Here is a 25956-nt window from a genome sequence, read left to right as displayed (position 1 = left end):
AACCGGCGCAGATATGCCGCTTACGGCAAGGCTCGGCCTCCAGGCACTCCCCTGCCTCGCCGCCGCTCCTGTAGCCGCTGCCGCAGGCTGCGATCGAGGCCGCAGGACTCGCAGGCTGGCAACGCATGACCTCGACCCGATCGCAGACTAAAGGTCTGGCGCCTGCTGCACAGCCGATCGCAGCCTGCGGCAGCGGCTACAGGATTCAGCTTTCGTCGGCGTTCTTGCCGACTTCGTATTCGCGCAGTTTGTTGGCGATGGTGGTGTGCGACACGCCCAGGCGCTTGCCCAGCTGACGGCTGCTGGGGTGTTCGGAATACAGGCGTTCGAGCACCGCCTTTTCGAAGCGCCCGACGATGTCGTCGAGCCCGCCTTCCAGGGAGAAGTCACCAAGGGGTTGGCGCACGCCGTAGTCCGGCAGGCGGATGTGTTCGACCTTGACCGTGCCGCCGTCGCACAGGGACACCGCCTGGAACAACACGTTTTCCAGCTGCCGCACGTTGCCCGGCCAGTGGTAATGACTGAGGCGCTCCATGGCCGCCGGCGCCAGCCTGGGCAAGGCGCAGCCGATCTGCCGGCTGGCCTGGTCGAGGAAGTGCTCCACCAGCGGTGTCAGGCCGTCGAGGCATTCGCGCAGCGGCGGGATGTGCAACGACAGGACGTTGAGGCGGTGATACAGGTCCTGGCGGAACTCGCCGCGGGCGCACAGCTCGGACAGGTCGACCTGGGTCGCACAGATCACCCGCACGTCCAGGTACACCTCTTCGTCGCTGCCGACCCGGCGGAAGCAGCCGTCCTGCAGAAAACGCAGGAGTTTGACCTGCAAGCGCGGGCTCATCTCGCCCACCCCATCGAGAAACAGCGTGCCGCCGGCGGTCAGCTCCAGCAGCCCGAGCTTGCCTTCGGCCCGCGCGCCTTCGAAGGCCCCCGGCCCGTAGCCGAACAGCTCGGTCTCGGCCATGGATTCCGGCAGGCCGGCGCAGTTGAGTGCCATCAGCGGCGATTGCCCGCGCGGGCTGGCCAGGTGGCAGGCGCGCGCCAGCAGTTCCTTGCCGGTGCCGGTCTCACCCTCGATCAGCAGCGGCGCGTCCAGCGGTGCCATGCGTCGCGCTTCGCGGACCACCGCGGCCATGACTTTCGAACTCTGGAAGATGCTGTCGAACCCGCGCAACTCCTGCTTGCGCACGTTATAGATGCGCTCGCCGACCCGATCCGCGCGGTGCAGCGTCAGCACCGCGCCGGCCATGGCCTCGCTGTCGTCGTGCTCCGATTGCAGCGGCGCGATGTCCGCCAGAAACACGTCACCCTTGACCTTGACCCGCAGGCCGTTGATCCGCGACTTGTTGGCCCGCACCAGTTCCGGCAGGTCGAAATCCTCGGCATAGCGCGACAGTGGGATCCCCGGCACCTCGTCCACCCGCACGCCCAACAGCTGCGCCGCCGCGCGGTTGGCGGCGACGATGGAGCCGCCCATGTCGATGGACAACACCGGAAACTCCAGGGCTCCGAGCAGGGCATTGAGTTCCATGTGCCGCCGCTCGCTGGGCATCAGCCCGACCCGCTTGACCCCGAACACCCCGGCGATCGATTCGAACTTCGGCCGCAATGCCTGGAACTGCAGATTGATCAGGTTCGGGCAATGCAGGTAGATGGCATTGCCATGCTCGCCGCCCACCTCGCCCCGGGCCACGTTGATGCCGTACTCCACCAGCAGGTTGAGAATGTCGCGCAGGATGCCGATGCGATTCTGGCAGTGGACTTTGATACGCATAGAAGGAAGGCCCGAGGCAGGTAATGGAGGGCGTGAATGCCAGAAAGCGGCGTTTTTGGCACCGTCCGACAGGAACTTTCTGCGGTGTGACGCAGATAATCGTCAAGATTATGTGACAGTCGTCGGCCTTTTCAAATCGACTATTCTCAGTATTAGCGGCCCCGCGCTGTTTTCGTAACGAAAACTTTACGAAATCAGCCCTGATCCGCCCATTACGTTCACGTCAACCTGCTGCATGGGCTGCAACCTTGGGTTATCTCTAGCGTCAACTGATAACAAGAAGCAGCCCCTGACAGGAGAGCAGCATGAAGCAGACGCAGTACGTGGCCCGCGAGCCCGACGCGCAAGGTTTTATCCACTACCCCGATGAAGAACACGCGGTGTGGAACACCCTGATCACCCGTCAGCTGAAAGTGATCGAGGGTCGCGCGTGCCAGGAATACCTGGACGGCATCGAGAAACTCGGCCTGCCCCACGACCGCATCCCGCAACTGGGCGAAATCAACAAGGTGCTGAGCGCAACCACCGGCTGGCAGGTAGCCCGGGTGCCGGCGCTGATCCCCTTCCAGACCTTCTTCGAATTGCTCGCCAGCAAACAGTTTCCAGTCGCGACCTTTATTCGTACCCGCGAAGAACTGGACTACTTGCAAGAGCCGGACATCTTCCACGAGATCTTTGGCCACTGCCCACTGCTGACCAACCCCTGGTTCGCCGAATTCACCCACACCTACGGCAAGCTCGGCCTGCAGGCCACCAAGGAAGAACGGGTGTACCTGGCGCGGCTGTACTGGATGACCATCGAATTCGGCCTGCTGGACACCCCGCAAGGCCAGCGCATCTACGGCGGCGGCATCCTCTCCTCGCCGAAGGAAACCGTCTACTGCCTGTCGGACGTGCCCGAGCACCAGGCCTTCGACCCGCTGGAAGCGATGCGCACCCCGTACCGTATCGATATCCTGCAACCCATCTACTTTGTGCTGCCCAACCTCAAGCGCCTGTTCGACCTGGCCCATGAAGACATCATGGCCCTGGTGCACCAGGGCATGCAGATGGGCCTGCACGCACCCAAGTTTCCGCCCAAACCCAAGGCGGCCTGAGCACCCTGCCCTCGCGCGGCGCTCATAAAACCCGTAATTTCCAACAAGAACCGACTTCAGGAACCCACCATGACCGCTCTCAACCAAGCCCATTGCGAAGCCTGCCGCGCCGATGCTCCACAAGTCAGCGACGAAGAACTGCCGGTATTGATCAAGCAGATCCCCGACTGGAACATCGAAGTACGCGATGGCGTCATGCAACTGGAAAAAGTCTTCCTGTTCAAAAATTTCAAGTTCGCCCTGGCCTTTACCAATGCAATAGGTGAAATTTCCGAGGCAGAAGGTCATCATCCTGGCCTGCTCACCGAATGGGGCAAGGTCACCGTGACCTGGTGGAGCCACTCCATCAAGGGCCTGCACCGCAACGACTTCATCATGGCCGCCCGCACCGACGAAGTGGCCAAGACCGCAGAAGGACGCAAGTAATGCATTTCGACGCCATAGGCCGAGTACCCGGCGACCCGATTCTTGGCCTGATGGAGGCCTATGCGTCGGACAGCAACCCACGCAAGTTCGACCTCGGCGTCGGTGTCTACAAGGATTCCCAGGGCCTGACGCCGATCCCCCGGTCGGTCAAGCTGGCCGAGCAGCGCCTGGTCGACCGGCAGACCACCAAGATCTACATCGGCGGCCACGGCGACGCGGCCTTTGGCAAGGTGATCAATGAACTGGTGCTGGGCGCCGATTCGCAGCTGATCGCCGAACGCCGCGCCGGCGCCACCCAGACCCCGGGCGGCACCGGCGCGCTGCGCCTGAGCGCCGACTTCATCGCCCACTGCCTGCCGGGCCGTGGCGTGTGGTTGAGCAACCCGACCTGGCCGATCCACGAAACCATCTTTGCCGCCGCCGGCATCCAGGTCAGCCACTACCCTTACGTCGGCAGCGACAACCGCCTCGACGTCGAGGCCATGCTGGCGACCCTGAACCAGGTGCCCAAGGGCGACGTGGTGCTGTTGCACGCTTGCTGCCACAACCCCACCGGTTTCGACCTGAGCCACGATGACTGGCATCGGGTGCTGGACGTGGTGCGCAGCCGCCACCTGCTGCCGCTGATCGACTTCGCCTACCAGGGCTTCGGCGACGGCCTGGAGCAGGATGCCTGGGCGGTACGGCTGTTCGCGGCAGAACTGCCCGAGCTGCTGATCACCAGTTCCTGCTCGAAGAACTTCGGCCTGTACCGCGACCGCACCGGCGCGCTGATCGTCTGCACCCGGGACGCGGAAAAGCTGCTGGACGTACGCAGCCAGCTGGCCCACATCGCCCGCAACCTGTGGTCCACCCCGCCGGATCACGGCGCCGCGGTGGTCGCCACCATCCTCGGCGACCCGGAGCTGAAAAGCCTCTGGGCCGACGAAGTGGAAGCCATGCGCCTGCGCATCGCGCAGTTGCGTTCAGGCCTGGTGGAGGCGCTGCAACCCTTCGACCTGGCCGAGCGCTTCGCCCACATCGGCGTGCAACGCGGGATGTTCTCCTACACCGGCCTGACGCCGGAACAGGTCGGCAAACTGCGCGATCAGCACAGCGTGTACATGGTCAGCTCCGGCCGGGCCAACGTCGCTGGCATCGACGCCACCCGCCTGGACCTGCTGGCCGAAGCCATCGCCGCAGTCTGCAAGTGACACCCTGATCGCGAGCAAGCTCGCTCCTACAGGCAGGTGCTTTTGTAGGAGCGAGCTTGCTCGCGATGCTCTTCAACGATCCCCCGCCCGATGAAACACCTTTCATCCCAAAACCCCAGATAAAAATCTTTTTGTCATTTCCAGTGCTGTATCCTGCCCAGGCTTTTTAAAAGCGCGGATCTACCCAGCGATTAAAAAACAGACCTTGCGAGGAGCAACGAACATGCACGAGATTCCTAATCTCCCCTTCCCAAGCCTGCACGAAACTGAGCAGACAACCCCGCAACAAGCCGGCGCCCAACAGCCCGAGCCGAAAGAAGCCGCACCCGGTCACAAGGCCGACAGCGAAGACTGACCGCAACACCCAGACCGTGTGGAAAGCGCTCTTTGATGCGCTTTCCACACCGCCTGAAACCCGCTTTCGAGAACCGCCTCCATGACCGACGCCTTCAGCGAAACCCAAGCCAGCGTGCTGATCGGCACCGCCGAAAAGATGATCGAGATCTGGAACCGCCTGACGCCGGAAAAACAGGCCGCCCTGCTGGCGCGCTTCGGCACCCAGGAAAACGCCCTGGCCGCCCTGGTCACCACGCAATTGCTGGCCCCAGCCCAAGCCTGACCCCGCGACGCGCAAAAACTTGCGCCAGAACATCGATTTCTCCACCTGAATCGCTTCCAGCCTCGGTATCATAAGCAGCCTATCTATCTCTGCCGCGCCCGTGGACCTTTCCCATGCCAGATACCCAGCGCCCCTTGGCGGTCACGCTGCAAGTCGTCTCCATTGTCCTTTTCACCTTTATCGGCTACCTGAACATCGGCATCCCCCTGGCCGTGCTGCCGGGCTACGTGCACAGCGAGCTGGGCTTCGGCGCGGTGATCGCCGGGCTGGTGATCAGCGTGCAATACCTGGCCACCCTGCTCAGCCGCCCCTATGCCGGGAAGATCATCGACAACCTGGGCAGCAAGCGCGCGGTGATGTACGGCCTGGCCGGCTGCGGTCTGAGCGGTGTGTTCATGCTGCTGTCGGCATGGCTGCACAGCCTGCCGGTGCTGAGCCTGGCCAGCCTGCTGGTCGGGCGCCTGGTGCTGGGCAGCGCCGAGAGCCTGGTGGGCTCGGGCTCCATCGGCTGGGGCATCGGCCGCGTCGGCGCGCAGAACACCGCCAAGGTTATTTCCTGGAACGGCATCGCCAGCTATGGCGCGCTGGCCGTTGGCGCGCCGCTGGGGGTGCTGCTGGTGGATCGCCTGGGGCTGTGGAGCATGGGCGTGAGCATCATTCTGCTGGCGCTCCTCGGCCTGGCGCTGGCCTGGCCGAAACTGGCGGCGCCGATCGTCGCCGGCGAGCGCCTGCCGTTCCTCCATGTCCTGGGCCGGGTATTCCCCCACGGCTGCGGCCTGGCCCTGGGCTCGATCGGCTTTGGCACCATCGCCACCTTTATCACCCTGTATTACGCCACGCAGAACTGGTCCAACGCGGTGCTGTGCCTGAGCCTGTTCGGCGCCAGCTTCATCGGCGCGCGCCTGTTGTTCGGCAACCTGATCAACCGCCTCGGCGGCTTTCGCGTGGCAATCGCCTGCCTGTCGGTGGAAACCCTCGGCCTGTTGCTGTTGTGGCTGGCGCCGGATGCCCATTGGGCGCTGGCCGGCGCGGCGCTGAGCGGCTTCGGCTTCTCCCTGGTGTTTCCGGCGCTGGGGGTGGAAGCGGTCAACCTGGTTCCCGCCTCCAGCCGTGGCGCGGCGGTGGGTGCCTATTCGCTGTTCATCGACCTGTCGCTGGGGATCACCGGACCGCTGGCCGGGGCGATCGCCGCCGGTTTCGGCTTTGCCTCGATCTTCCTGTTCGCCGCCCTCGCCGCCTGCAGCGGTTTGCTGCTGAGCCTCTACCTGTACCGTCAGGCGCCGAAGTATCGCGAGGAGCGCGGCGAGCGTTAGTAGTCGACCTTACCGCGGCCGGCCTTGATGTTACCGCGCTTGCTCTTGGACTCCAGGCGCCGGGTCTTCGAGCCCAGGGTCGGCTTGGTCGGGCGGCGCTTCTTCTCCACCTTGATGGCGCCGAGGATCAGCTCCACCAGACGCTCCAGGGCATCGGCGCGGTTCTGTTCCTGGGTGCGGTATTGCTGGGCCTTGATGACGATCACCCCGTCGCTGGTGATGCGACTGTCGCGCAGCGCCAGCAGCCGCTCCTTGTAGAACGGCGGCAGCGACGAGGCCGGAATGTCGAAGCGCAGGTGCACCGCGCTGGAAACCTTGTTGACGTTCTGCCCACCCGCGCCTTGCGCGCGAATGGCGGTCAACTCGATCTCGGCATCCGGCAGATGCACGTTGTTGGAAATCACCAGCATGGAAAAGACATCCGCTTTCAGGGCGTTCAGGATACCGCGCCTGCGGATTTGCAGCGCCCACAAAAAACCCGGCCGAAGCCGGGTTTTCCGTTACTGCGCGAGCCTCACTTCAGCGAAGCGTTGGCCGCCTGCAGGCTGTGCTGCGCGCTGCGCTTGTTCTTGATGCCGTAGCAGACCCACATGAAGGCGACCCACACCGGAATCGCGTACACCGAGATCTGGATGCCCGGAATCATCAGCATGATGCCGAGGATGAACACCACGAACGCCAGGCAGACGTAGTTGCCGTAGGGATACCACAGCGCCTTGAACAGCGGCGATTGTTTCGTGCGGTTCATGTGCTGGCGGAACTTGAAGTGCGAGTAGCTGATCATCGCCCAGTTGATCACCAGGGTCGCGACCACCAGCGACATCAGCAGCTCCAGGGCGTGCTGCGGGATCAGGTAGTTGAGCACCACGGCAACGAAGGTCACCACCGCCGAGGCCAGGATCGACATCACCGGCACGCCGCGCTTGTCGATCTTCGCCAGGACTTTCGGTGCGTCGCCCTGCTCGGCCATGCCCAGCAGCATGCGGCTGTTGCAGTAGGTGCCGCTGTTGTACACCGACAAGGCCGCGGTCAGGACCACGAAGTTGAGGATATGCGCCGCGGTATCGCTGCCCAGCATCGAGAACACCTGGACGAACGGGCTGCCGCTGTAGGCATCGCCGGAGGCATTCAAGGTCTCCAGCAGGCTGTTCCATGGGGTCAGGGACAACAGCACGACCAGGGCACCGATGTAGAAAATCAGGATGCGGTAGATCACCTGGTTGATGGCCTTGGGAATCACGGTCTTCGGCTTGTCGGCCTCGGCCGCGGTAAACCCGAGCATCTCCAGGCCGCCGAAGGAGAACATGATGATCGCCATGGCCATCACCAGGCCACTGACGCCATTGGGGAAGAACCCGCCGTGCTCCCACAGGTTGCTCACCGAGGCCTGCGGGCCGCCGTGACCGCTGACCAGCAGGTAGCTGCCCAGGGCGATCATGCCGACGATGGCCACCACCTTGATGATCGCGAACCAGAACTCGGCTTCACCGAAGACTTTGACGTTGGCCAGGTTGATCAGGTTGATCAGCACGAAGAACGCCGCGGCCGAGGCCCAGGTCGGCACGTCCGGCCACCAGTAGTGCACGTACTTGCCGACCGCGGTCAGCTCCGACATACCCACCAGGATGTACAGAATCCAGCAGTTCCAGCCCGACAGGAAACCGGCGAAACCGCCCCAGTACTTGTGCGCGAAATGGCTGAAGGAACCGGCTACCGGCTCTTCGACGATCATCTCGCCGAGCTGGCGCATGATCATGAAGGCGATGAAACCGCAGATGGCATAGCCGAGGATCATCGACGGCCCGGCTGACTTGAGCACGCCGGCGGAGCCCAGGAACAATCCGGTACCGATCGCGCCGCCCAGGGCGATCAGTTGAATATGGCGATTTTTCAGGCCGCGCTTCAGCTCGCCTGAATGCGAGTTTTGTCCACTCATGAAAAGGGTCTCACGCAAGGTTTGATGATGTTCGATAGACGTTGCAGCCGACAGCAGGCTTAAGCAGCGCGGATCAAACCCCAGCGCAGGCACCAGGAGTTCAGCGTTTGTTTAACGGTCATGCGTCACCTGTTTGTTTTTATCTGTGACGAAATCGAACCCACCACGCTTGTGACGCGGCGGAGTGAACAAGGCGGATAGCCTTGAGATTATTGGCCTTGGGAGCGTGTCTCGAGCATTCGAGCCAGGGCTCGTCACGCGTCGAAAGCAGTCGTTGGGGCGCAAAATGCGCGGATACGCAGTTGAGTCACAGTTAAAACGCCGCGCATTGTACACCCCTGACTCCCTGCCGCCAGACGCGGCTTATCAGCGCGTCGGGTGCCGGAATCGCACGGGGCCTGCTCGATGCTCGGCATCGGCGGCAAGGTTCGGGACAGACCCGTCGGGGTCGTCGACGAAGGTACGACAGCAATCGCCCTTCGGAGGGAATCGGTTGAGGTGAGCCACGGCGTTCATTGCGCCTCCTTCTTGTTATGCACCTGCACACAGGCATGGGCTGCATCACACCTGCCTTGAGGCCGCGGAACAAGCGGCTTGGAGCCCGGCGGCGGGTTGTATCGAGGCAACAACGGAAGGTTTTTCTTACAGCGCCGAACAAGGGTCGACTCGATGAATCGATAGTGGTTTTTTCGTAAGCATTTCTTTACAAGGCGGAACGTATTTTTTCCACCTCAGATCAGTGACATCGGCGACTGCAAATTGACGGCCAGCGCCTTTTTATCTGTCTGCTCGCTCAGCTTTTTGTTTTTTCTTGATAATTTTCCAGCACAAAAACAGAACAAAAAGTTTAATAAAAATATTTCAATTATTTTTTTGCATTTCAAAAAAACCTGGACTAGGTTTCCAGCCACTTGCCGGACCACACCCCCGGCAAGCCGAGCGGCCACGTTGAACAGTTGGGGCTTTCAAATACTCCCCGTAGAACGCCCGAGCCGTCTCATCGACTGCTTTTATCCGAAACTGCTTTTATCCGAAAAAGTCATCTAGGAGATTCACGATGCAAGCACTGGAAAAAGACTTGGACACTGAACTGCAACTGGACGATTGGTTTGAAGCAGCGACCCACGAGGCCGCGGTGGAAATGATGCAGGCCGATGCGGTAGTACCGTTCGGCACGGCGATGTGGCCTTTGTAAAAAGGGTCTTCAGGCAGGAGCGGCCCGGCGGTCGCCCCTGCCTCCATCCGCTGTCTGTCAGGGAGGATCCATGGAAAACACCGCTGCCATCCGGCATTTCCTTTACTACCTCGAACACCACCCGGCCCTGGCCGAGCGCCAAAGCGCCAGGGTCCTGATCGGCCACACCGCCGAATATGCCGCCACCAGCGCCGCCATCATCGAGCAGGCCGGTGAGCCCTTCCGCTTCACTGCCCTGCGTCTCGACCTCGAACCCACCTCGGCGCTGGCCCAGGCCATCGCCGACTGCGATCTGTATATCTTCTTCTACGACTCCTCCACCCTCTCGCCGCCCCGCCCGCAAGGCCCAGAGTTCATCCAGGCGCTGCAGGGCGTGATGGCCGAGAACTGGAAGAAGTCGCTGCTGTTCAAGGACTACGGCGACTACTTCTACGACACCTTCAGCGTCGAGCCGCAACGCATCGCCGAGCTCAACGCGACCCTGATCCGCCACATGTCCGAGGCCACCACCCTGAGCTTTCGCGACGACCACGGCTCGTACTTCGAAGCACCGCTGGACAGCATCAAGAAGTGGACCAACATCAACGGCGTAGGCAACTACGACCTGGCGCCCGGAGAAATCGCCAGCCACAGCGAGGCCATCAATGGCCGGGTGAAATTCGTCGGCACCTTCCTCGGCACCATCCCCTTCGCACGCAAGTACGGCGTGCTGCAATCACCGCTGGAACTGTGGATCGAGAACTCCACCATCAGCCGCATCGCCACCGACGTGCCGGGGCTGGCGGAGGACTTCAACAAATACCTGGATGCCAACCCGTCCAACCGGCGCATCGAAGAGCTGGGCATCGGCACCAACGAAGGGGTGAAAGACCTCTACGCACGCAACTCGGGTTTCGAGGAGCGCCATTGCGGCCTGCACCTGGGGCTGGGCGGCGGCGCCAAGGGCAGCCATCACCTGGACCTGATCTTTGCCAGCGGGGTGCTGGCGCTGGACGACCAGCCGGTGTTCGATGGCAGGTTTGTGTTCTGAGCCTGCGGCTACATAAAGGCAAAAAAAACGCCAACCCTGAGGTTGGCGTTTTTTCTTGTTGCTTACAGCTTGCGGCTCAAGGCTGCCTCACTCAGGCTTGCGGCGACCGAAACCCGGGCGCTGGCCGGAACCGGCCGGAGCGCCACGACGCTTGCCCGACGGTGCATCCTTGTCGACCAGGACAATGCCCGGACGCTTGGACTTCGGCGCTGGCTTGGCCGGGCGCTTGGTGTCGCTCGGACGATCCGCCACTGGCGTGCCACGACCCGATTCACCCCGACCGGCAGCCGGACGCGGCGCCCGTGGAGCGCGCTCGCCATCCTGGCGTGGCGCGGGCTTGCGGCCCGGACGCTCGCCTTCGATCTGCGGCTCGCGCGACGGGCGTGGGGCACCGGCGGCAGGCGCGCCATGGGCTGGACGCAGGGTCCGCACGCGCTCGCTCTTGCCCACCGGGCGTGAGGATTTGCGCTGCATGCGTTCCAGCTTGTCCTTGCTCTTGGCGTTGAGCTGCGGCATCGCCACCGGCGTCAAGCCAACCTCGGCGCTGAGGACGTCCACTTCGTACTGGCTCATTTCGCGCCAGCGGCCCATCGGCAGGTCGGAGTTGAGGAACACCGGACCGAAACGCACGCGTTTCAGGCGGCTGACCACCAGGCCCTGGGATTCCCACAGGCGACGTACTTCGCGGTTGCGGCCTTCCATCACCACGCAGTGGTACCAATGGTTGAAACCTTCACCACCGGGCGCCTGCTGGATGTCGGTGAACTTGGCCGGGCCGTCTTCGAGCATCACGCCGGCTTTCAGGCGCTCGATCATCTCGTCGTCGACTTCGCCACGCACACGTACCGCGTACTCACGGTCCATTTCATAGGACGGGTGCATCAGGCGGTTGGCCAGCTCACCGTCGGTGGTGAACATCAGCAGGCCGGTGGTGTTGATGTCGAGGCGACCGATATTGATCCAGCGGCCTTCTCGCGGACGCGGCAGCTTGTCGAACACGGTCGGACGGCCTTCCGGGTCGTCGCGGGTGCAGATTTCGCCGTCGGGTTTGTTGTACATGATCACGCGGCGGACCGATTCGGACGCTTCTTCGCGCTTGATCACCTTGCCATCGATGGAGATGGCGTCATGCAGGTCGACGCGCAGGCCAAGGGTGGCCTCTTTGCCATTGACCTTGATCCGGCCCTGGCTGATCCAGGATTCCACGTCACGGCGCGAGCCGACGCCGATGCGGGCGAGGACTTTCTGCAGTTTTTCGCCTGCTGGGCCGATTTCCTGTTGGTCTTGCTGATCTTCACTCATCTGGGCACCTCCCGGTGTGTCGATTCAGGCTTGAGCGGCCTGAACGGTAGTAAAAACAGGTCTTGTGGCGAAGGGATCGCCAAAGGGTCGCGAATCATACGCTCATGGCGCCGATTGCGCATCAGAGACTAGCCAATAAGTGGCGGCTCAGCGGTTTTTCCGCTGGCCGGTGGCAGCGCAGGCACCGGGACGACCGAGGCGTCTCAATCGTCTTCGAGCAGGCGTCTTTCGTTCTCGATGGCTTCGGCCAGCGCCAGGGCTTCGGCCTCTTCGTCGCTCAGTTCCGGAGCCGGCGGCTCCAGCGCTGCCACGGCGGCCAGCAGCTTGGCGCGGGCTTCGGCGACGCCGAGCACATCGTCATCGACTTCCTGCTCCTGCTCGTCGCGTGCATCCGCTTCGAGTTCGGCCTCGTGTTCGGCTTCGTGCTCGACTTGCACTTCGGCTTCGGCTTCGGCTTCGGCTTCGGCTTCGGCTTCGGCTTCGGCTTCGGCTTCGGCTTCGGCTTCGACACGAGTGTGCGCTTCGGCGCTGATCTCGGCGTCCACCTCGGCGCCGGCAATCACATCGTCCCCGGACGACTCGACCGCCCCATCGCGATGCAGATCGTCGAAGTCGGTCTTGATCCCCTCCTCCATCGAGTCCAGCTCCAGCAGCAAGGTGTGGAAACTAGTCTCTTCCTTCGGTTCTTCCGGCTCGGCGCTGGTGTCGGCCAGGGCTTGCAGGCTGGCGGGCACCGGCGCGTCGTCGAAGTCGAGGACCGGCTCGGTCTCGATCTCGCGCAGCTCGGCCAGCGGCGGCAGGTCGTCGAGGTTCTTCAGGTTGAAGTGATCGAGAAACGCCTTGGTGGTGGCGAACATCGCCGGCTTGCCCGGCACGTCACGGTAGCCGACCACCCGAATCCACTCGCGCTCCAGCAAGGTCTTGACGATCTGGCTATTGACCGCCACGCCCCGCACATCCTCGATCTCGCCACGGGTGATCGGCTGGCGGTAGGCAATCAACGCCAGGGTTTCCAGCATCGCCCGGGAATAACGCTGGGGCCGTTCTTCCCACAAACGGCCGACCCAGGGCGCGAACTTTTCCCGCACCTGCAGGCGATAACCGGAGGCCACTTCCTTGAGTTCGAAGGCCCGCCCCTCGCAGGATTTGCCCAGAATGGTCAGGGCCTTCTTGAAGACCGCGGGGTCCGGCCGCTCGCCTTCCTCGAAAAGCTCGAACAGGCGCTCCATGGATTGCGGTTTTCCCGAGGCCAACAGAAAGGCTTCAAGCAGTGGCGCCAGCTCGCGGGGTTCATTCAGATTCATTGTTTCAGCTCGTTATTCGGCTCGCGCCCGCACATGGATAGCCGTGAAGGGCTCATTCTGTACCAGCTCGACCAGGGATTCCTTGACCAGTTCGAGGATCGCCATGAAGGTCACCACCACCCCCAGGCGCCCCTCTTCTGCGGTGAACAGCTCGACAAAGGGCACAAAACCACCGCCCTTGAGCCGCTCCAGCACCTCGCTCATGCGCTCGCGGGTGGACAGCGCCTCGCGGCTGACCTGATGGCTTTCGAACATGTCGCCACGGCGCAGCACCTCGGCCATGGACATCAGCACCTCTTCCAGGGCGACATCCGGCAACAGCTTGCGCGCCCGGGCTTCCGGGGCGTCGAGCTTGGGCACTATGACGTCGCGGCCGACCCGGCTCAGGCCGTCGATGCCTTCGGCGGCGGCCTTGAAGCGCTCGTACTCCTGCAGGCGGCGGATCAGTTCGGCGCGCGGGTCTTCCTCTTCCTCTTCCACCTCGGCCGAGCGCGGCAACAGCATGCGCGACTTGATCTCGGCCAGCATGGCCGCCATCACCAGGTATTCGGCGGCCAGCTCCAGGCGCACCGACTGCATCAACTCGACATAGCCCATGTACTGGCGGGTGATTTCCGCCACCGGGATGTCGAGGATGTCGATGTTCTGTTTGCGGATCAGGTACAGCAGCAGGTCGAGCGGGCCTTCGAAGGCTTCGAGAAAGACTTCCAGGGCGTCCGGCGGGATGTACAGGTCCTGCGGCATTTCCATGACCGCCTGGCCGTAGACCATCGCAAAGGGCAGCTCCTGCTGCGCTCCGGCCTGGTCGTCGACGTGTTCCACTGCGGACATTCAGGCCTCGACCATGAAGGGAGCCGGGTCGCCGCAGCCGATACGGATCACTTCCGGCTCGCCATCGGCCAGGTTGATCACGGTGGAGGCCATGATGCCGCCAAAACCGCCATCGATGATCAGGTCGACCTGATGCTCGAGCAGTTGGCGCATTTCATAAGGGTCGTTCATCGGCTCGGTTTCGCCGGGCATGATCAGGCTGACGCTCATCAGCGGCTCGCCGAGTTCGGCCAGCAGCGCCAGGGCGATCGGATGGCTTGGCACCCGCAGGCCGATGGTGCGTTTCTTCGGGTGCAGCAACAGCCGTGGCACTTCGCGGGTGGCGTTGAGGATGAAGGTATAAGGCCCAGGCAGATGCGCCTTGAGCAGGCGAAAGGTGCCGGTATCGATCTTGGCGAACAGGCCCAGCTGCGACAGGTCGCTGCAGATCAGCGCGAAGTTGTGTTTGTCATCCAGTTGCCGCAGGCGCCGCACGCGCTCGACCGCGCTCTTGTCGCCGATCTGGCAGCCAATGGCGTAGGACGAGTCGGTCGGGTAAATCACCACGCCCCCTGAGCGGATGATTTCGACAGCCTGTTTGATCAGGCGCGGTTGCGGGTTTTCCGGATGAATCTGGAAAAATTGACTCACATTCTCTACCTGTTCAGACGGCGGCAATAATTGGGTCATGTTTGAACCGACACCAAAGCGGCGGCAGATCCTCCGGAACCGGGCGATACTCGCCTATCTCGGACCAGCCTCCAGGACCATGAAAATCACTGCCGGCGCTCACCAGCAGACCGAACTCCCGAGCAAGGATGGCCAGGCTGCCCACCTGCTCGGCGGGTTGATGGCCGTTGACCACTTCGATCGCGTGGCCACCTGCTTGAATATAGTCGGCAATCAGGCGGCGACGCTTGCTGCGGGTGAAATCGTAATGCCAGGGATGCGCCAGACTGACCCAGGCCCCCGCCGCGCGCAGCGTCTCGACGGTTTCCTCGAGGGTCGGCCAGTGCTGCTTGACGTCGCCCAGCTTGCCGGCCCCCAGCCATTTGCGAAAAGCCTCGGCGCGGTCCTTCACGAAACCGGCGCGCACCAGGTAATCGGCGAAGTGCGGCCTGGCCGGCGCATTGCCGCTGTCGCCCAGTTCCTGCTGGATCGCCCGGGCCCCTTCGAGGGCGCCCGGCATGCCTTTGAGCGCCAGCTTGCGGCTTATTTCTTCGGACCGCAGCCAGCGACCGTCGTGCAATTTGCCGATGGCTTCGACCAATGACGGCGCATTGACGTCGAAGCCGTAGCCCAGCACATGAATGGTCGCCCCACCCCAGGTGCAGGACAATTCGACGCCATTGACCAGCTGCATGCCCAGTTCCTGGGCCGCGAGGCGCGCCTCGTCGAGGCCTTCCAGGGTGTCATGATCGGTCAGGGCCAGGACTCGCACGCCTTTCTCGAACGCACGCGCAACCAGAGCCGCGGGCGCCAGGGCGCCATCGGAGGCCGTGCTGTGGCAGTGCAAATCAACATTCACGGGACTGTTCAACCTCAAGTCAGCTGGCGCTTTCGCTACCATGGATGTTTGTTATTATGCCGCCACATCCTGCTTCTGGCTGCCACTGTGAAACAATTCATCGACTTCATCCCGCTGTTCCTGTTTTTCATCGTCTACAAAATCGATCCCCGAGTCGTCGACATTGCCGGTCAACAACTGACCGTAGGCGGTATCTACAGCGCCACGGCGGTGTTGATCGTCAGCTCCCTGGTGGTCTACGGCGCGCTGTTCATCTCCCAGCGCAAGCTGGAGAAAAGCCAGTGGCTGACCCTGGTCGCCTGCCTGGTGTTCGGCAGCCTGACCCTGGCCTTCCATAGCGAGACCTTCCTCAAGTGGAAGGCGCCGGTGGTCAACTGGCTGTTCGCCCTGGCCTTTATCGGCAGCCACTTCATCGGCGACCGCCTGCTGATCAAGCGCATCATGGGCCACGCGCTGACCCTGCCGGATCCGGTCTGGACCCGCCTGAACATCGCCTGGATCGCCTTCTTCCTGTTCTGCGGCGCCGCCAACCTGTTCGTCGCCTTCACCTTCCAGAGCATCTGGGTCGACTTCAAGGTCTTCGGCAGCCTGGGCATGACCGTGCTGTTCCTGGTCGGCCAGGGCATCTACCTGTCGCGCCATCTTCACGACACCGAACCCACCACGTCGAAAACCGAGGACTGACATGCTTTACGCAATCATTGCTACAGACGTCGCCAACTCCCTGGAAAACCGCCTGGCCGCGCGCCCGGCGCATCTGGAGCGGTTGCAGCAGCTCAAGGCCGAAGGTCGCGTGGTACTGGCCGGGCCACACCCTGCCGTCGACAGCAATGATCCTGGCGCCGCGGGTTTCACCGGCAGCCTGATCGTCGCCGAATTCGACTCGCTGAGCGCCGCCCAGGCCTGGGCCGATGCCGACCCTTACGTCGCCGCCGGTGTCTATGCCAGCGTCGTGGTCAAGCCGTTCAAGCAAGTCCTGCCGTAAATCCTCTCCCGCGCGGTGAACCTTATGGGTTCATCGCGCTCTCAATCGCTCATTATTCTCGTTTGACTGCCGACAACCTGCCCAACACTCGATTGGAATCAGGAGTTGCGATGCGCCAAGGTCTGTTGTGCCTGTTGTTGGTCATGTTAACGATCGGGGCGAGCGCCTCCGCCGAAGAAACCACGGACCCGGGGCATTCCACGTCTTTGTCCCTGAGTGCCGGCAGCCAGATCAGCGAATTGCAGCAGCGCCTCAAAGACAGCGAGCGCCAGCGTGAAGAGTTGACCCGGCAATTGCAGGGTGCCGACAGCGAGCGCGAAAGCGCCCAGCTGAGTCGCCTGCGCCAGGAGAACCAACGCCTCAAGCTGCAACTGCGCGAGGCCCAGGCCAGTTCCGTGCCACGCCTGCTGACAGATCAGCAACAGTGGTTCGTCACCGGCGCCGGGGTAGCGCTATTGGCCCTGCTCTGCGGTATCTTCGCCAGTGGTGGACATAGAAAGCGTCGACAATGGCTAAATTGAGTGATTCATGAGCGACCTGTTACTGATTGACGATGACCAGGAACTCTGCGAGCTCCTGACCAGCTGGCTGGGCCAGGAAGGTTTTCAGGTACGGGCCTGCCACGATGGCCTGAGCGCCCGTCGCGCCCTGGCCGATCACGCCCCGGCGGCGGTGGTGCTGGACGTGATGCTGCCCGACGGCAGTGGCCTGGAACTGCTCAAGCAACTGCGCAACGACCACCCGGACTTGCCGGTGCTGATGCTCTCGGCCCGCGGCGAGCCCCTGGACCGCATCCTCGGCCTGGAGCTGGGCGCCGACGACTACCTGGCCAAGCCCTGCGATCCGCGTGAACTGACCGCCCGCCTGCGCGCTGTGCTACGCCGCAGCCACCCGACCGCGGTGTCCAGCCAGATGGAGCTGGGCGACCTGTGTTTCAGCCCGGTGCGCGGCGTGGTCAGCATCGACGAACAGGACATCACCCTCACCGTTTCCGAAAGCCGCCTGCTGGAAGCCTTGCTCAAGCAACCGGGCGAACCGCTGGACAAGCAGGAACTGGCGCAGATCGCCCTGGGCCGCAAGCTGACCCTGTACGACCGCAGCCTGGACATGCACGTCAGCAACCTGCGCAAGAAGATCGGCCCGCACCCCGACGGCCGCCCACGCATCGTCGCCCTGCGCAGCCGCGGCTACTACTACAGCCTCTGAACAGATCCCTGATCCTTGTAGCCGCTGCCACAGGCTGCGATAGGGCCAGACCCTCCTGCATTCGCAAGATCCCTGCGAGCGTACCGCTCGTTCGCAGCCTCGCAGGCTCGGCAGCGGCTACAGGGGTTATGTCAGTTTCGCCAAAAAACGTCTTTACCCAAGCTTTACCCTTCGCTGACCGCCGCTGACCTTGCTGTGCGTAATCTGCACACATCCGGAACTGACCGGGAATGAGACAAGGAGATACACCATGCGCAAGACCCTGATCGCTCTGATGTTCGCCGCCGCCCTGCCGACCGTGGCCATGGCCATGCCGGAAGGCGCAGGCCCCATGGGACCGATGGATGGCCCGCGCCACAGCGAACACATGCGCGGCAAAGGCCCTTACAGCCAGCTGGACCTGAGCCACGAACAGCGCCAACAGATCCGCAAGCTGATGGGTGAGCAGATGCACGAGCGCAAGCAGCTGGTGCAGAAGTACCTGGAAAAACTGTCGCCGGCCGACCAGAAGGCCATGAAGGACGAGATCGCCGCCAAGCGCCAGAAAACCGAAGCCGATATCCGCGCCCTGCTCAAGCCGGAACAGCAGAAAGAGTTTGACGCCATCCAGAAGAAACACGCCGAGCGCCGCGCCGAATGGGCCGAGTTCAAGGCCTGGAAAGCGCAACAGCCGCAAAAAGCGCAATAATGCTTTAGCGCTTATCCCACAGCCCAGCCCAGTGGCCCCCACTGGGCTTTCCTTGTTTGAGGACTTTCCGTGCGTTCATTGTTCTGGCGCATCCTCGCCAGCTTCTGGCTGGCCATCACCCTGGTTGCAGGGCTGTCGATTCTGCTTGGCCACATGCTGAACCAGGACGCCTGGATCCTCAGTCGCCATCCGGGCCTCAATACCCTGGCCGAAGAGTGGACGCGCACCTACGAAGAACAAGGCGAAGACGCCGCCCAGGATATCCTGGAGCAGCGCAAGCACCAGTATCACGTCAACGTGCAAGTGCTCAACGACGCCGGCGACCCGGTGGTCCGCGGCACCTTCCCGCGCCGCGCGGCCGCCTTGGAGGCCCGGCAGAACAACGATGACCGGCGCCTGCCCTGGCGGCGCCTGACCGCCGAATACACCAGCCCGAAAACCGGCGAAACCTACCTGCTGATCTACCGCATCCCCCACCCGGAACTGGACGCCTGGCACCGCGACAGCCTGCTATGGCCACTGAGTGCCCTGACCATCGCGCTGGTGGTGCTGACCCTGTTCAGCCTGCTGGTGACCCTGTCCATCACCCGCCCCCTCAGCCGTTTGCGCGGTGCGGTGCATGACCTGGGACAAGCCACCTACCAACAGAACAGCCTGGCCCGCCTGGCCGCCCGCCGCGACGAGTTCGGCGTGCTGGCCAAAGACTTCAACCGCATGGGCTCGCGCCTGCAAAGCCTGATCGGCAGCCAGCGCCAACTGCTGCGCGATGTCTCCCACGAGCTGCGCTCGCCGCTGGCGCGCCTGCGCATTGCCCTGGCGCTGGCCGAGCGCGCCACGGCCGAGGAGCGCGAGCGCCTGTGGCCGCGCCTGACCCGCGAGTGCGATCGCCTGGAAGCGCTGATCAGCGAGATCCTGGTGCTGGCCCGGGTCGATGCCGACAACGCCAGCGCCGAAGAGGTGGACCTCAACGCCCTGCTCGATAACCTGCAGAAGGATGCCCAACTGGCCTGCCCGGAACAGCCGGTGAACATCCAGGCCGAATCGCAACTCAGCCTCAAGGGCTGGCCGACCATGATCGAGCGGGCGGTGGACAATCTGCTGCGCAATGCCCAGCGCTTCAACCCGGCCGGACAGCCGATCGAAGTACAGGCATTGCGTCAGGGGGACAGGATCGTGCTCAGCGTCCGCGATCACGGCCCCGGTGTGGAGGCCGAACATTTGCGCCAGCTGGGGGAACCCTTCTACCGCGCCCCGGGCCAGGCCGCACCGGGTCACGGGCTGGGCCTGGCCATCGCCCGGCGCGCCGCGGAACGCCATGGCGGCAGCCTGACCCTGGACAATCATCCGCAGGGTGGCTTTATCGCCAGCCTGGAGTTGCCGTTGGTGCCAGGCGTTACTGCCCAGGCCTGAGCAGCCTCAGGATCAGGCCTTGCCCGACCAGGCGCTGACGAACTCCGCCGTATCCACCTTGGGCGCGACCCGTGGCTCGTTCAGCGGCGTGCCCAGGTACAGGAAGGCGATGATTTCTTCACCTTCGCCCAGGCCAAGGCCCTGGGCGACATGGGGTGAATAGGACAGCTCGCCGGTACGCCATACCGCACCGATACCCTGGGCATAGGCCGCCAGCAGGATGCCGTGGGCGGCACAGCCGGCCGCCAGCCGTTGCTCCGACTTCGGCACCTTGACGTGCTCCTGCAGGCGAGCCACCACAACCACCACCAACGGCGCGCGCAATGGCATGGCACGGGCCTTGTCCAGGGCCGCCTGGGTCACTTCGCCCCCCTGCAATTGCACCGCCTCCACCAGCAGCTCGCCCAACTGCTCGCGGACCGCGCCTTCCACCGTCAGAAAGCGCCACGGCCGCAACTGGCCATGATCCGGGGCGCGCAATGCCGCCGCGAACAGCGCTTCGCGTTGCGCCGCCGTCGGCGCCGGGTCCACCAGACGCGGTACGGAAACACGGTTGAGCAATGCGTCGAGAGCCTCCATCGGCCACCTCCTGAAAAAAATGTCCGGCCATTCTACCGGGAAGTGCCTTCCGGGTGCCGGTTTACATGCTCTGCGCCGCAGGTAGAATGGCGCCCTCCTTATCAGCCCCGAGCGGACCTCATGGCGTTGCCGACCCTACGGATCATTGGTTTCATCATCGGCATTTTCCTGATCACCCTGGCCATCGCCATGGTCATCCCGATGGCGACCCTGGTGTTGTTCGAACGCACCGGCGACCTGCCGTCGTTCCTCTGGGCCAGCATGATCACTTTCGTCGCCGGCCTGGCCCTGGTGATACCGGGGCGTCCGGAACATGTGCACCTGCGTCCGCGGGACATGTACCTGCTGACGGTGTCCAGCTGGCTGGTGGTGTGCATCTTCGCCGCCCTGCCGTTTTTGCTGACCCAGCACATCAGCTACACCGACTCGTTCTTTGAAAGCATGTCCGGCATCACCGCCACCGGCGCCACCGTGCTCAGCGGCCTGGACAACATGTCGCCGGGCATCCTGATGTGGCGCTCCCTGCTGCACTGGCTCGGCGGCATCGGCTTCATCGGCATGGCGGTGGCGATCCTGCCGCTGCTGCGCATCGGTGGCATGCGCCTGTTCCAGACCGAATCTTCGGACCGCTCGGAAAAGGTCATGCCGCGTTCGCACATGGTGGCGCGGCTGATCGTGGCGGCGTATGTCGGCATCACCATTCTCGGCAGCCTGGCCTTCTGGTGGGCCGGGATGAGCCTGTTCGACGCGATCAACCATGCGATGTCGGCGATTTCCACCGGCGGCTTCTCCACCTCCGATAGTTCGCTGGCGCACTGGCCGCAACCGGCGGTGCACTGGGTGGCGGTGGTGGTGATGATCCTCGGCAGCCTGCCGTTCACCCTGTACGTCGCCACCCTGCGCGGCAACCGCCGGGCGCTGATCAAGGACCAGCAGGTCCAGGGCCTGCTCGGCATGCTGCTGGTGACCTGGCTGGTGCTCGGCACCTGGTACTGGTGGACCACCCAGTTGCATTGGCTGGAGGCCCTGCGTCACGTCGCGCTGAACGTCACCTCGGTGGTCACCACCACCGGTTTCGCCTTGGGCGACTACAGCCTGTGGGGCAACTTCTCGCTGATGCTGTTCTTTTACCTGGGCTTCGTCGGCGGCTGTTCCGGCTCGACCGCCGGCGGGATCAAGATTTTCCGCTTCCAGGTCGCCTATATCCTGCTCAAGGCCAACTTGAACCAGCTGATCCACCCGCGCGCGGTGATCAAACAGAAATACAACGGTCACCGCCTCGACGAGGAAATCGTCCGTTCGATCCTGACCTTCTCGTTCTTCTTCGCCATCACCATTTGCGTGATCGCCCTGGCGCTGTCGCTGCTGGGTGTGGACTGGATGACCGCCCTGACCGGCGCGGCCAGTACGGTGTCAGGGGTCGGCCCGGGCCTGGGCGAAACCATCGGCCCGGCCGGCAACTTCGCCACCCTGCCGGACGCCGCCAAGTGGATTCTGTCCCTGGGCATGCTGCTCGGCCGGTTGGAGATCATCACCGTATTCGTGCTGTGTATTCCGGCATTCTGGCGTCACTGACAGCGGCCCCGGACTCCTGCAATCGCGCCCGGTATTCGCCGGGCGTGGCATCGAACCAGCGGCGGAAAGCGCGGAAAAAGTTGCTCGGGTCGGCAAACCCCAACAGATAGGCAATCTCCAGCAAGGTCATGCTCGGCTGCGCCAGGTACTGCTCGGCCAGTTCACGACGGGTGTCGTCGAGCAGGGTCTGGAAACTGGTGCCCTCCTCCTGCAGACGCCGTTGCAGGGTGCGCTGGGACAGGTGCAGGGTCTGAGCCACGGTTTCGCGCTTCGGCTCGCCCTGGGGCAGCAACCGGCACAGTGCCTGGCGCGCCTTGTGCGTCACCCGGCTTTCGGAGAAGCGCGCCAGGTACTCACCGGCGAAGCGGTCATGCAGCCGCGCCATGGCTTCATTGGCGGTCGGCAACGGCGCTTCCATATCGGCCCGCTCGAAAATCAACGCATCGTAAGGCGCGTTGAACACCAGCGGCGCATGAAACGCCTGCTTGTAGGGCTCCAGATCGACCGGCACCGCCCCCTGCATCAGGACCTGGCGCGGCTGCAGCGTACGCCCGGTCAACCAGCCACACAGCGCCAGCGCACAGGCCAGCGAGGCCTCGGCACTTTGCCGGGTCGGCGGCAGATGATCGCCGTGCACCGTCAGAATCAACGCATAACCTTCAGGTAAAAGTCGGAAACTCAGATCAGCGCTTTCCGCGATGATCCGCTGATAGCGCACCAAACGCTGGAAACCCTCGGCCAGGGTACGACTGGACATCAGGGCATACCCGGCCACGTTGAAGGAGGCCGGCCGCACCACCTTGCCCATGTTCAGGCCGATCGCCGGGTTGCCGGACTGCTCCACCGCACGCTGCCAGAGACGCGTCATCGAGTCCTGGGGGAAGCGTGCGTCCGGGTCGTCCAGCGCGGCATAGTCGAGCCCGATCTGCTTGAACAATGCACGGCAATCCAGGCCGTCCATCTCCAGAGCTTTGACAATTCCCATCGCCCAGCTTGCAGAAGTCGTTCGTTCGCTCATGGTGGGTTCTTTTACATGATGAGCCGCATGCTACGGCCGATTTCCCAAGGATACTAAAGTGGCGCCTATTGTCACTGGCCCCAGCCATTGATGACTCTAGACTCAAATAAGCTCCCCGCAGAGCATCCCGCTGACAGAACAACAACCACAGAGATCGCAGTCGTGGATAACATCAAGCAATTCAATAGCTTCGCCGAGTTCTATGCGTATTACCTGAGCGAGCACAGCAACAGCACCTGCCGCCGCCTGCACTTCGTGGGCACGACCCTGGTAATTTTCATCCTCGCCTTCGCCATCGGCAAAGGCGCCTGGCTATTGCTGCTGGCCCTGCCGGTGGCCGGCTACAGCTTTGCCTGGGTCGGTCATTTCTTCTTCGAGAAGAACCGCCCGGCCACCTTTCAGCATCCGCTCTACAGCCTTCTGGGCGATTTCGTCATGTACCGCGACATGCTGACCGGCAAGGTGCCGTTCTAGGCCTGGCCGGACAGCAAGGCGTCCTGCACAGCCAGTGCAGGATTGGATCCAAGGCATAGACTCCCATCGTTGCGCACAAAAACAACAAGAGGATGGCCGATGAACGCTCACGCCCGTTTCACCCACATGAAGGATGGCACCCAGGAAGACTGGGCGATCATCGCCGCGGACTTCAGCGCCTACGCCAAGCAGTTGCCAGCGCGCATCGTGGCGCACCTGAAGCTGCTCGAGGGCGATTTTGGCGGCTTCCCGGTGGACCGCCTGACCCACTCGCTGCAAACCGCCAGCCGGGCCTGGCATGACGGCCGCGACGAGGAATACGTGGTCTGCGCCCTGCTCCACGACATCGGCGACACCCTGGGTTCCTACAATCACCCGGACATCGCCGCGGCGATCCTCAAGCCCTTCGTCAGCCCCGAGAACCTGTGGATGGTGGAGAAGCACGGGATCTTCCAGGGCTACTACTTCTTCCATCACCTGGGCATGGACCGGCACCTGCGCGAGCAATTCAAGGACCACCCGCTGTATCTGCAGACCGCCGAATTCTGTGCCAAGTACGACGCCGCGGCGTTCGATCCAGGCTACGACAGCCTGCCCCTGAGCTTTTTCGAACCCATGCTCGAACGTCTGTTCGCCCAGCCGAAAAACTCGATCTACAAGGCCGCCATGAAGGAACACGCGCCGGCCTGAGGACAGCTGCGCGGCCATCGCGAGCAAGCTCTCTCCTAGAGGGGGGATCTCCGGTTTTTGTAGGAGCGAGCTTGCTCGCGATACTCTTCAGGCCAGCTCCGCGACCTTGGCCAGTTCAGCCTTGCGCTGCGCCTCCCGCGCCTGGGCGTCGGCCAGGCGATACAGCTCGATGGTGCCGTCCCAATGCTCGATCAGGGCGGTGCACGACTCGACCCAATCCCCGCAGTTGAGATAGTCCACCTCGCCGACCTTGCGGATCTCGGCATGGTGAATGTGCCCGCACACCACGCCGTGCAGCTCGCGCTTCACGCATTCGTGAGCGATGGCTTCCTCGAAGTCGCTGATAAAGCTGACCGCGGTCTTGACCTTGTGCTTGAGGTAGGCCGACAACGACCAGTAACCGTAGCCATAGCGCGCCCGCCAGTGATTCAGCCAGCGATTGAGGGTCAGGGTGAACTCGTAGGCCGAATCGCCGAGAAAGGCCAGCCAGCGGTGGTAGCGGGTGATGACATCGAACTGGTCGCCATGGATCACCAGCAGGTGCCGGCCGTCGGCGGTGACGTGCACCGCCTCGTCCACCAACTGGATATTGCCCAGGATCAGTTTCGAATAACGGCGCAGGAATTCGTCATGGTTGCCGGTGACATAGATCACCTCGGTGCCGCGCTTGCTCATGGTCAGCAGGCGGCGGATGACGTTGGTGTGTGCCTGGGGCCAGTACATGCCGCCGCGCAGCTTCCAGCCGTCGATGATGTCGCCGACCAGGTAGATCCGGTCGGCGTGATAGCCCTTGAGGAACTGCGACAGATGCTCCGCCTGACAATCCCGGGTGCCCAGATGCACATCGGAAATCCACAGGGTGCGCACGCGTTGTTTACGGCTGGGTCTGGCGAGTTCGGCACTGGTCATGGGCACGCTCCTGCATTTTCTGCGAGCTTGCACCCCAGCGATTAATTGCCTGTGACAGAAATACGGCAGTCCGATGACAACGCTGAAGCCCGGGCCGCCGGTGTAGACTGCCGTTCTGCCAAGGAGACTGCGATGAGACCGATCCTCACGCTACGCCAATACAGCCACGACCTGATCGTCCACAGCCACGAACACGCGCAACTGGTGTTCGGCCTGTCGGGCCAGCTCGACTTCGAGGTCGACGGCCAGGGCAGCCAGGTGGTCCAGCAGAGCTTCGTGGTAGTGCCTTCCGGCGCCCATCATGCCTGCGGCAGCCCCAACGGCAGTCGCTGCCTGGTGCTCGATGTGCCCGACGAACATTGGCTGCTGCAGTCGCTGGGCGATCACGCCGATGCCAGTCGCCGCCTGCTCGACAACCCTGGGCGCCTGCCCCTGGATACGGCGCAGAGCCAACTGGTCAACTGGCTCGCCGGCAGCCCGGTCAACGACCCGCTGATTGCCCAGCAAGGCGCCGTGCTGTTGCTGGCCAGCCTCAACCAGGCCAGCCCCGCCAGCATCGGCGGCCGACGCCTGCCCTATGCCGCCTTGAATGCCCATATCGATAAACACGCCGCCCATCCGCTGCAAGTGGCCGACCTGGCGCAAATCGCCGGGTTGTCCAGCGCTCGCCTGCATGCGCGGTTTGTCGCCGAATGCGGGCAGACGCCGATGGACTATATCCGCAGCCGACGCCTGCACATGGCCGCCGGGCTGTTGCGCGATTCGGCGCTGCCCATCGGCGAAATCGCCAGCCGCGTCGGCTACAGCTCCCAGAGCGCTTTCGCCGCCGCGGTGCTGCGCGAGTTCGGTGTCTCCCCCGGCAAGCTGCGGCGCGCGACAGGCCAGCGCTAGGCTGTCG

Annotated in this window: 29 protein-coding genes; 18 read left to right on the top strand and 11 right to left on the bottom strand. The window is 63.3% G+C overall.

The features are described 5' to 3' along the window. Positions 1 to 205: 205 nt before the first annotated feature. On the bottom strand, positions 206 to 1771 hold the full coding sequence (locus tag BM019_RS08550) for a sigma-54-dependent transcriptional regulator (RefSeq protein WP_092418047.1): 1566 nt from the start codon (positions 1769 to 1771) through the stop codon (positions 206 to 208). 305 nt (positions 1772 to 2076) lie between these two features. Here BM019_RS08550 and phhA point away from each other — a divergent pair, with 305 nt between their 5' ends. From phhA to BM019_RS08525, 6 genes are all read left to right on the top strand, one after another. Then, the gene (gene phhA / locus BM019_RS08545; RefSeq protein WP_009042704.1) at positions 2077 to 2868 is read left to right on the top strand and encodes a phenylalanine 4-monooxygenase; all 792 of its coding nucleotides are present in this window, start codon (positions 2077 to 2079) and stop codon (positions 2866 to 2868) included. A gap of 69 nt (positions 2869 to 2937) precedes the next feature. After that, positions 2938 to 3294 (top strand): 4a-hydroxytetrahydrobiopterin dehydratase, encoded by a 357-nt coding sequence (locus BM019_RS08540; protein ID WP_009042703.1) that lies wholly within the window; start codon positions 2938 to 2940, stop codon positions 3292 to 3294. Then, entirely contained in the window at positions 3294 to 4487 is a 1194-nt protein-coding gene (locus BM019_RS08535; RefSeq protein WP_092418046.1) for an amino acid aminotransferase, read from the top strand. The genes BM019_RS08540 and BM019_RS08535 overlap by 1 nt, the downstream gene beginning before the upstream one ends. Before the next feature lie 223 nt (positions 4488 to 4710). Beyond that, positions 4711 to 4842 carry a hypothetical protein gene (locus BM019_RS31160; protein ID WP_007930094.1) on the top strand — a complete coding sequence of 44 codons (132 nt, stop codon included), beginning with the start codon at positions 4711 to 4713 and terminating at the stop codon, positions 4840 to 4842. An 81-nt stretch (positions 4843 to 4923) separates the two neighbouring features. Beyond that, positions 4924 to 5106 carry a hypothetical protein gene (locus BM019_RS08530; protein WP_053277930.1) on the top strand — a complete coding sequence of 61 codons (183 nt, stop codon included), beginning with the start codon at positions 4924 to 4926 and terminating at the stop codon, positions 5104 to 5106. 113 nt (positions 5107 to 5219) lie between these two features. Further along, complete coding sequence (locus BM019_RS08525; RefSeq protein WP_085530135.1) at positions 5220 to 6419, top strand: MFS transporter; 1200 nt, start codon at positions 5220 to 5222, stop codon at positions 6417 to 6419. Here the strand turns inward: BM019_RS08525 and arfB are convergent. Next, positions 6416 to 6829, bottom strand: a complete 414-nt coding sequence (arfB, locus tag BM019_RS08520; RefSeq protein ID WP_007930091.1) for an alternative ribosome rescue aminoacyl-tRNA hydrolase ArfB — start codon at positions 6827 to 6829, stop codon at positions 6416 to 6418. The two genes, BM019_RS08525 and arfB, sit on opposite strands and share 4 nt — an antisense overlap. A gap of 104 nt (positions 6830 to 6933) precedes the next feature. After that, a complete protein-coding gene (locus BM019_RS08515) occupies positions 6934 to 8355 on the bottom strand; it encodes an amino acid permease (protein ID WP_007930090.1) in 1422 nt (473 codons plus the stop codon). 1057 nt (positions 8356 to 9412) lie between these two features. Here BM019_RS08515 and BM019_RS30750 point away from each other — a divergent pair. Both BM019_RS30750 and BM019_RS08510 read left to right on the top strand, forming a co-directional pair. After that, entirely contained in the window at positions 9413 to 9550 is a 138-nt protein-coding gene (locus BM019_RS30750) for a hypothetical protein (protein ID WP_007930088.1), read from the top strand. A gap of 70 nt (positions 9551 to 9620) precedes the next feature. Further along, positions 9621 to 10580 (top strand): CgnE/CgnB domain-containing protein, encoded by a 960-nt coding sequence (locus tag BM019_RS08510; protein ID WP_092418045.1) that lies wholly within the window; start codon positions 9621 to 9623, stop codon positions 10578 to 10580. Between the two features lie 87 nt (positions 10581 to 10667). Here the strand turns inward: BM019_RS08510 and rluB are convergent, their stop codons facing one another. From rluB to BM019_RS08485, 5 genes are all read right to left on the bottom strand, one after another. Further along, the gene (rluB, locus tag BM019_RS08505) at positions 10668 to 11882 is read right to left on the bottom strand and encodes a 23S rRNA pseudouridine(2605) synthase RluB (protein WP_007930085.1); all 1215 of its coding nucleotides are present in this window, start codon (positions 11880 to 11882) and stop codon (positions 10668 to 10670) included. 203 nt (positions 11883 to 12085) lie between these two features. Continuing rightward, positions 12086 to 13186: an SMC-Scp complex subunit ScpB gene (gene scpB / locus BM019_RS08500; protein ID WP_092418044.1), complete on the bottom strand. Its 1101-nt coding sequence runs from the start codon at positions 13184 to 13186 to the stop codon at positions 12086 to 12088. A 12-nt stretch (positions 13187 to 13198) separates the two neighbouring features. Beyond that, positions 13199 to 13897 carry a segregation and condensation protein A gene (locus BM019_RS08495; RefSeq protein WP_172962981.1) on the bottom strand — a complete coding sequence of 233 codons (699 nt, stop codon included), beginning with the start codon at positions 13895 to 13897 and terminating at the stop codon, positions 13199 to 13201. A 120-nt stretch (positions 13898 to 14017) separates the two neighbouring features. Beyond that, on the bottom strand, positions 14018 to 14647 hold the full coding sequence (locus tag BM019_RS08490) for an L-threonylcarbamoyladenylate synthase (RefSeq protein ID WP_009042694.1): 630 nt from the start codon (positions 14645 to 14647) through the stop codon (positions 14018 to 14020). Positions 14648 to 14660: 13 nt separating this feature from the next. Further along, positions 14661 to 15524, bottom strand: coding sequence for a PHP domain-containing protein (locus BM019_RS08485; protein ID WP_085530131.1), 864 nt, complete (start codon positions 15522 to 15524; stop codon positions 14661 to 14663). 87 nt (positions 15525 to 15611) lie between these two features. On the opposite strand from BM019_RS08485, the gene BM019_RS08480 reads away from it, so the two are divergent. The 6 genes from BM019_RS08480 to BM019_RS08455 all read left to right on the top strand — a co-directional run bounded on the left by BM019_RS08480 (position 15612) and on the right by BM019_RS08455 (position 19813). Next, positions 15612 to 16208 (top strand): septation protein A, encoded by a 597-nt coding sequence (locus tag BM019_RS08480; RefSeq protein ID WP_092418043.1) that lies wholly within the window; start codon positions 15612 to 15614, stop codon positions 16206 to 16208. Between the two features lies 1 nt (position 16209). Further along, positions 16210 to 16509 (top strand): YciI family protein, encoded by a 300-nt coding sequence (locus BM019_RS08475; RefSeq protein WP_007930077.1) that lies wholly within the window; start codon positions 16210 to 16212, stop codon positions 16507 to 16509. A gap of 110 nt (positions 16510 to 16619) precedes the next feature. Next, positions 16620 to 17030 carry an SH3 domain-containing protein gene (locus tag BM019_RS08470; RefSeq protein ID WP_009042691.1) on the top strand — a complete coding sequence of 137 codons (411 nt, stop codon included), beginning with the start codon at positions 16620 to 16622 and terminating at the stop codon, positions 17028 to 17030. 7 nt (positions 17031 to 17037) lie between these two features. Then, positions 17038 to 17715 (top strand): response regulator transcription factor, encoded by a 678-nt coding sequence (locus tag BM019_RS08465; protein WP_038581213.1) that lies wholly within the window; start codon positions 17038 to 17040, stop codon positions 17713 to 17715. Positions 17716 to 17965: 250 nt separating this feature from the next. After that, positions 17966 to 18403 carry a Spy/CpxP family protein refolding chaperone gene (locus BM019_RS08460; protein ID WP_016702278.1) on the top strand — a complete coding sequence of 146 codons (438 nt, stop codon included), beginning with the start codon at positions 17966 to 17968 and terminating at the stop codon, positions 18401 to 18403. Positions 18404 to 18472: 69 nt separating this feature from the next. Next, the gene (locus tag BM019_RS08455; RefSeq protein WP_092418042.1) at positions 18473 to 19813 is read left to right on the top strand and encodes a sensor histidine kinase; all 1341 of its coding nucleotides are present in this window, start codon (positions 18473 to 18475) and stop codon (positions 19811 to 19813) included. 12 nt (positions 19814 to 19825) lie between these two features. Here the strand turns inward: BM019_RS08455 and BM019_RS08450 are convergent, their stop codons facing one another. Further along, positions 19826 to 20392 (bottom strand): nitroreductase family protein, encoded by a 567-nt coding sequence (locus BM019_RS08450; RefSeq protein WP_092418041.1) that lies wholly within the window; start codon positions 20390 to 20392, stop codon positions 19826 to 19828. A 120-nt stretch (positions 20393 to 20512) separates the two neighbouring features. On the opposite strand from BM019_RS08450, the gene BM019_RS08445 reads away from it, so the two are divergent. After that, the gene (locus tag BM019_RS08445; protein WP_009042687.1) at positions 20513 to 21967 is read left to right on the top strand and encodes a TrkH family potassium uptake protein; all 1455 of its coding nucleotides are present in this window, start codon (positions 20513 to 20515) and stop codon (positions 21965 to 21967) included. Here the strand turns inward: BM019_RS08445 and BM019_RS08440 are convergent. Further along, on the bottom strand, positions 21924 to 22985 hold the full coding sequence (locus tag BM019_RS08440) for an AraC family transcriptional regulator (RefSeq protein WP_009042686.1): 1062 nt from the start codon (positions 22983 to 22985) through the stop codon (positions 21924 to 21926). The genes BM019_RS08445 and BM019_RS08440 overlap by 44 nt on opposite strands. Before the next feature lie 162 nt (positions 22986 to 23147). Here BM019_RS08440 and BM019_RS08435 point away from each other — a divergent pair, with 162 nt between their 5' ends. Together BM019_RS08435 and BM019_RS08430 are read left to right on the top strand one after the other, a co-directional pair. Further along, positions 23148 to 23459 (top strand): Mpo1-like protein, encoded by a 312-nt coding sequence (locus BM019_RS08435; RefSeq protein WP_092418040.1) that lies wholly within the window; start codon positions 23148 to 23150, stop codon positions 23457 to 23459. 99 nt (positions 23460 to 23558) lie between these two features. After that, the gene (locus BM019_RS08430) at positions 23559 to 24149 is read left to right on the top strand and encodes an HD domain-containing protein (protein WP_009042685.1); all 591 of its coding nucleotides are present in this window, start codon (positions 23559 to 23561) and stop codon (positions 24147 to 24149) included. Between the two features lie 87 nt (positions 24150 to 24236). Here BM019_RS08430 and BM019_RS08425 read toward each other — a convergent pair whose 3' ends face one another. Further along, the gene (locus BM019_RS08425; protein WP_009042684.1) at positions 24237 to 25058 is read right to left on the bottom strand and encodes a UDP-2,3-diacylglucosamine diphosphatase; all 822 of its coding nucleotides are present in this window, start codon (positions 25056 to 25058) and stop codon (positions 24237 to 24239) included. 132 nt (positions 25059 to 25190) lie between these two features. Here BM019_RS08425 and BM019_RS08420 point away from each other — a divergent pair, with 132 nt between their 5' ends. Next, positions 25191 to 25949, top strand: a complete 759-nt coding sequence (locus BM019_RS08420) for a helix-turn-helix transcriptional regulator (protein ID WP_092418039.1) — start codon at positions 25191 to 25193, stop codon at positions 25947 to 25949. Positions 25950 to 25956 lie beyond the last annotated feature (7 nt).

The sequence above is a fragment of the Pseudomonas sp. NFPP07 genome (genome assembly GCF_900115645.1).
Lineage (GTDB): Bacteria > Pseudomonadota > Gammaproteobacteria > Pseudomonadales > Pseudomonadaceae > Aquipseudomonas > Aquipseudomonas chlororaphis.
Note: the sequence above shows the minus strand (reverse complement) of the source record. Positions and strands in the feature narration are given on the sequence as shown.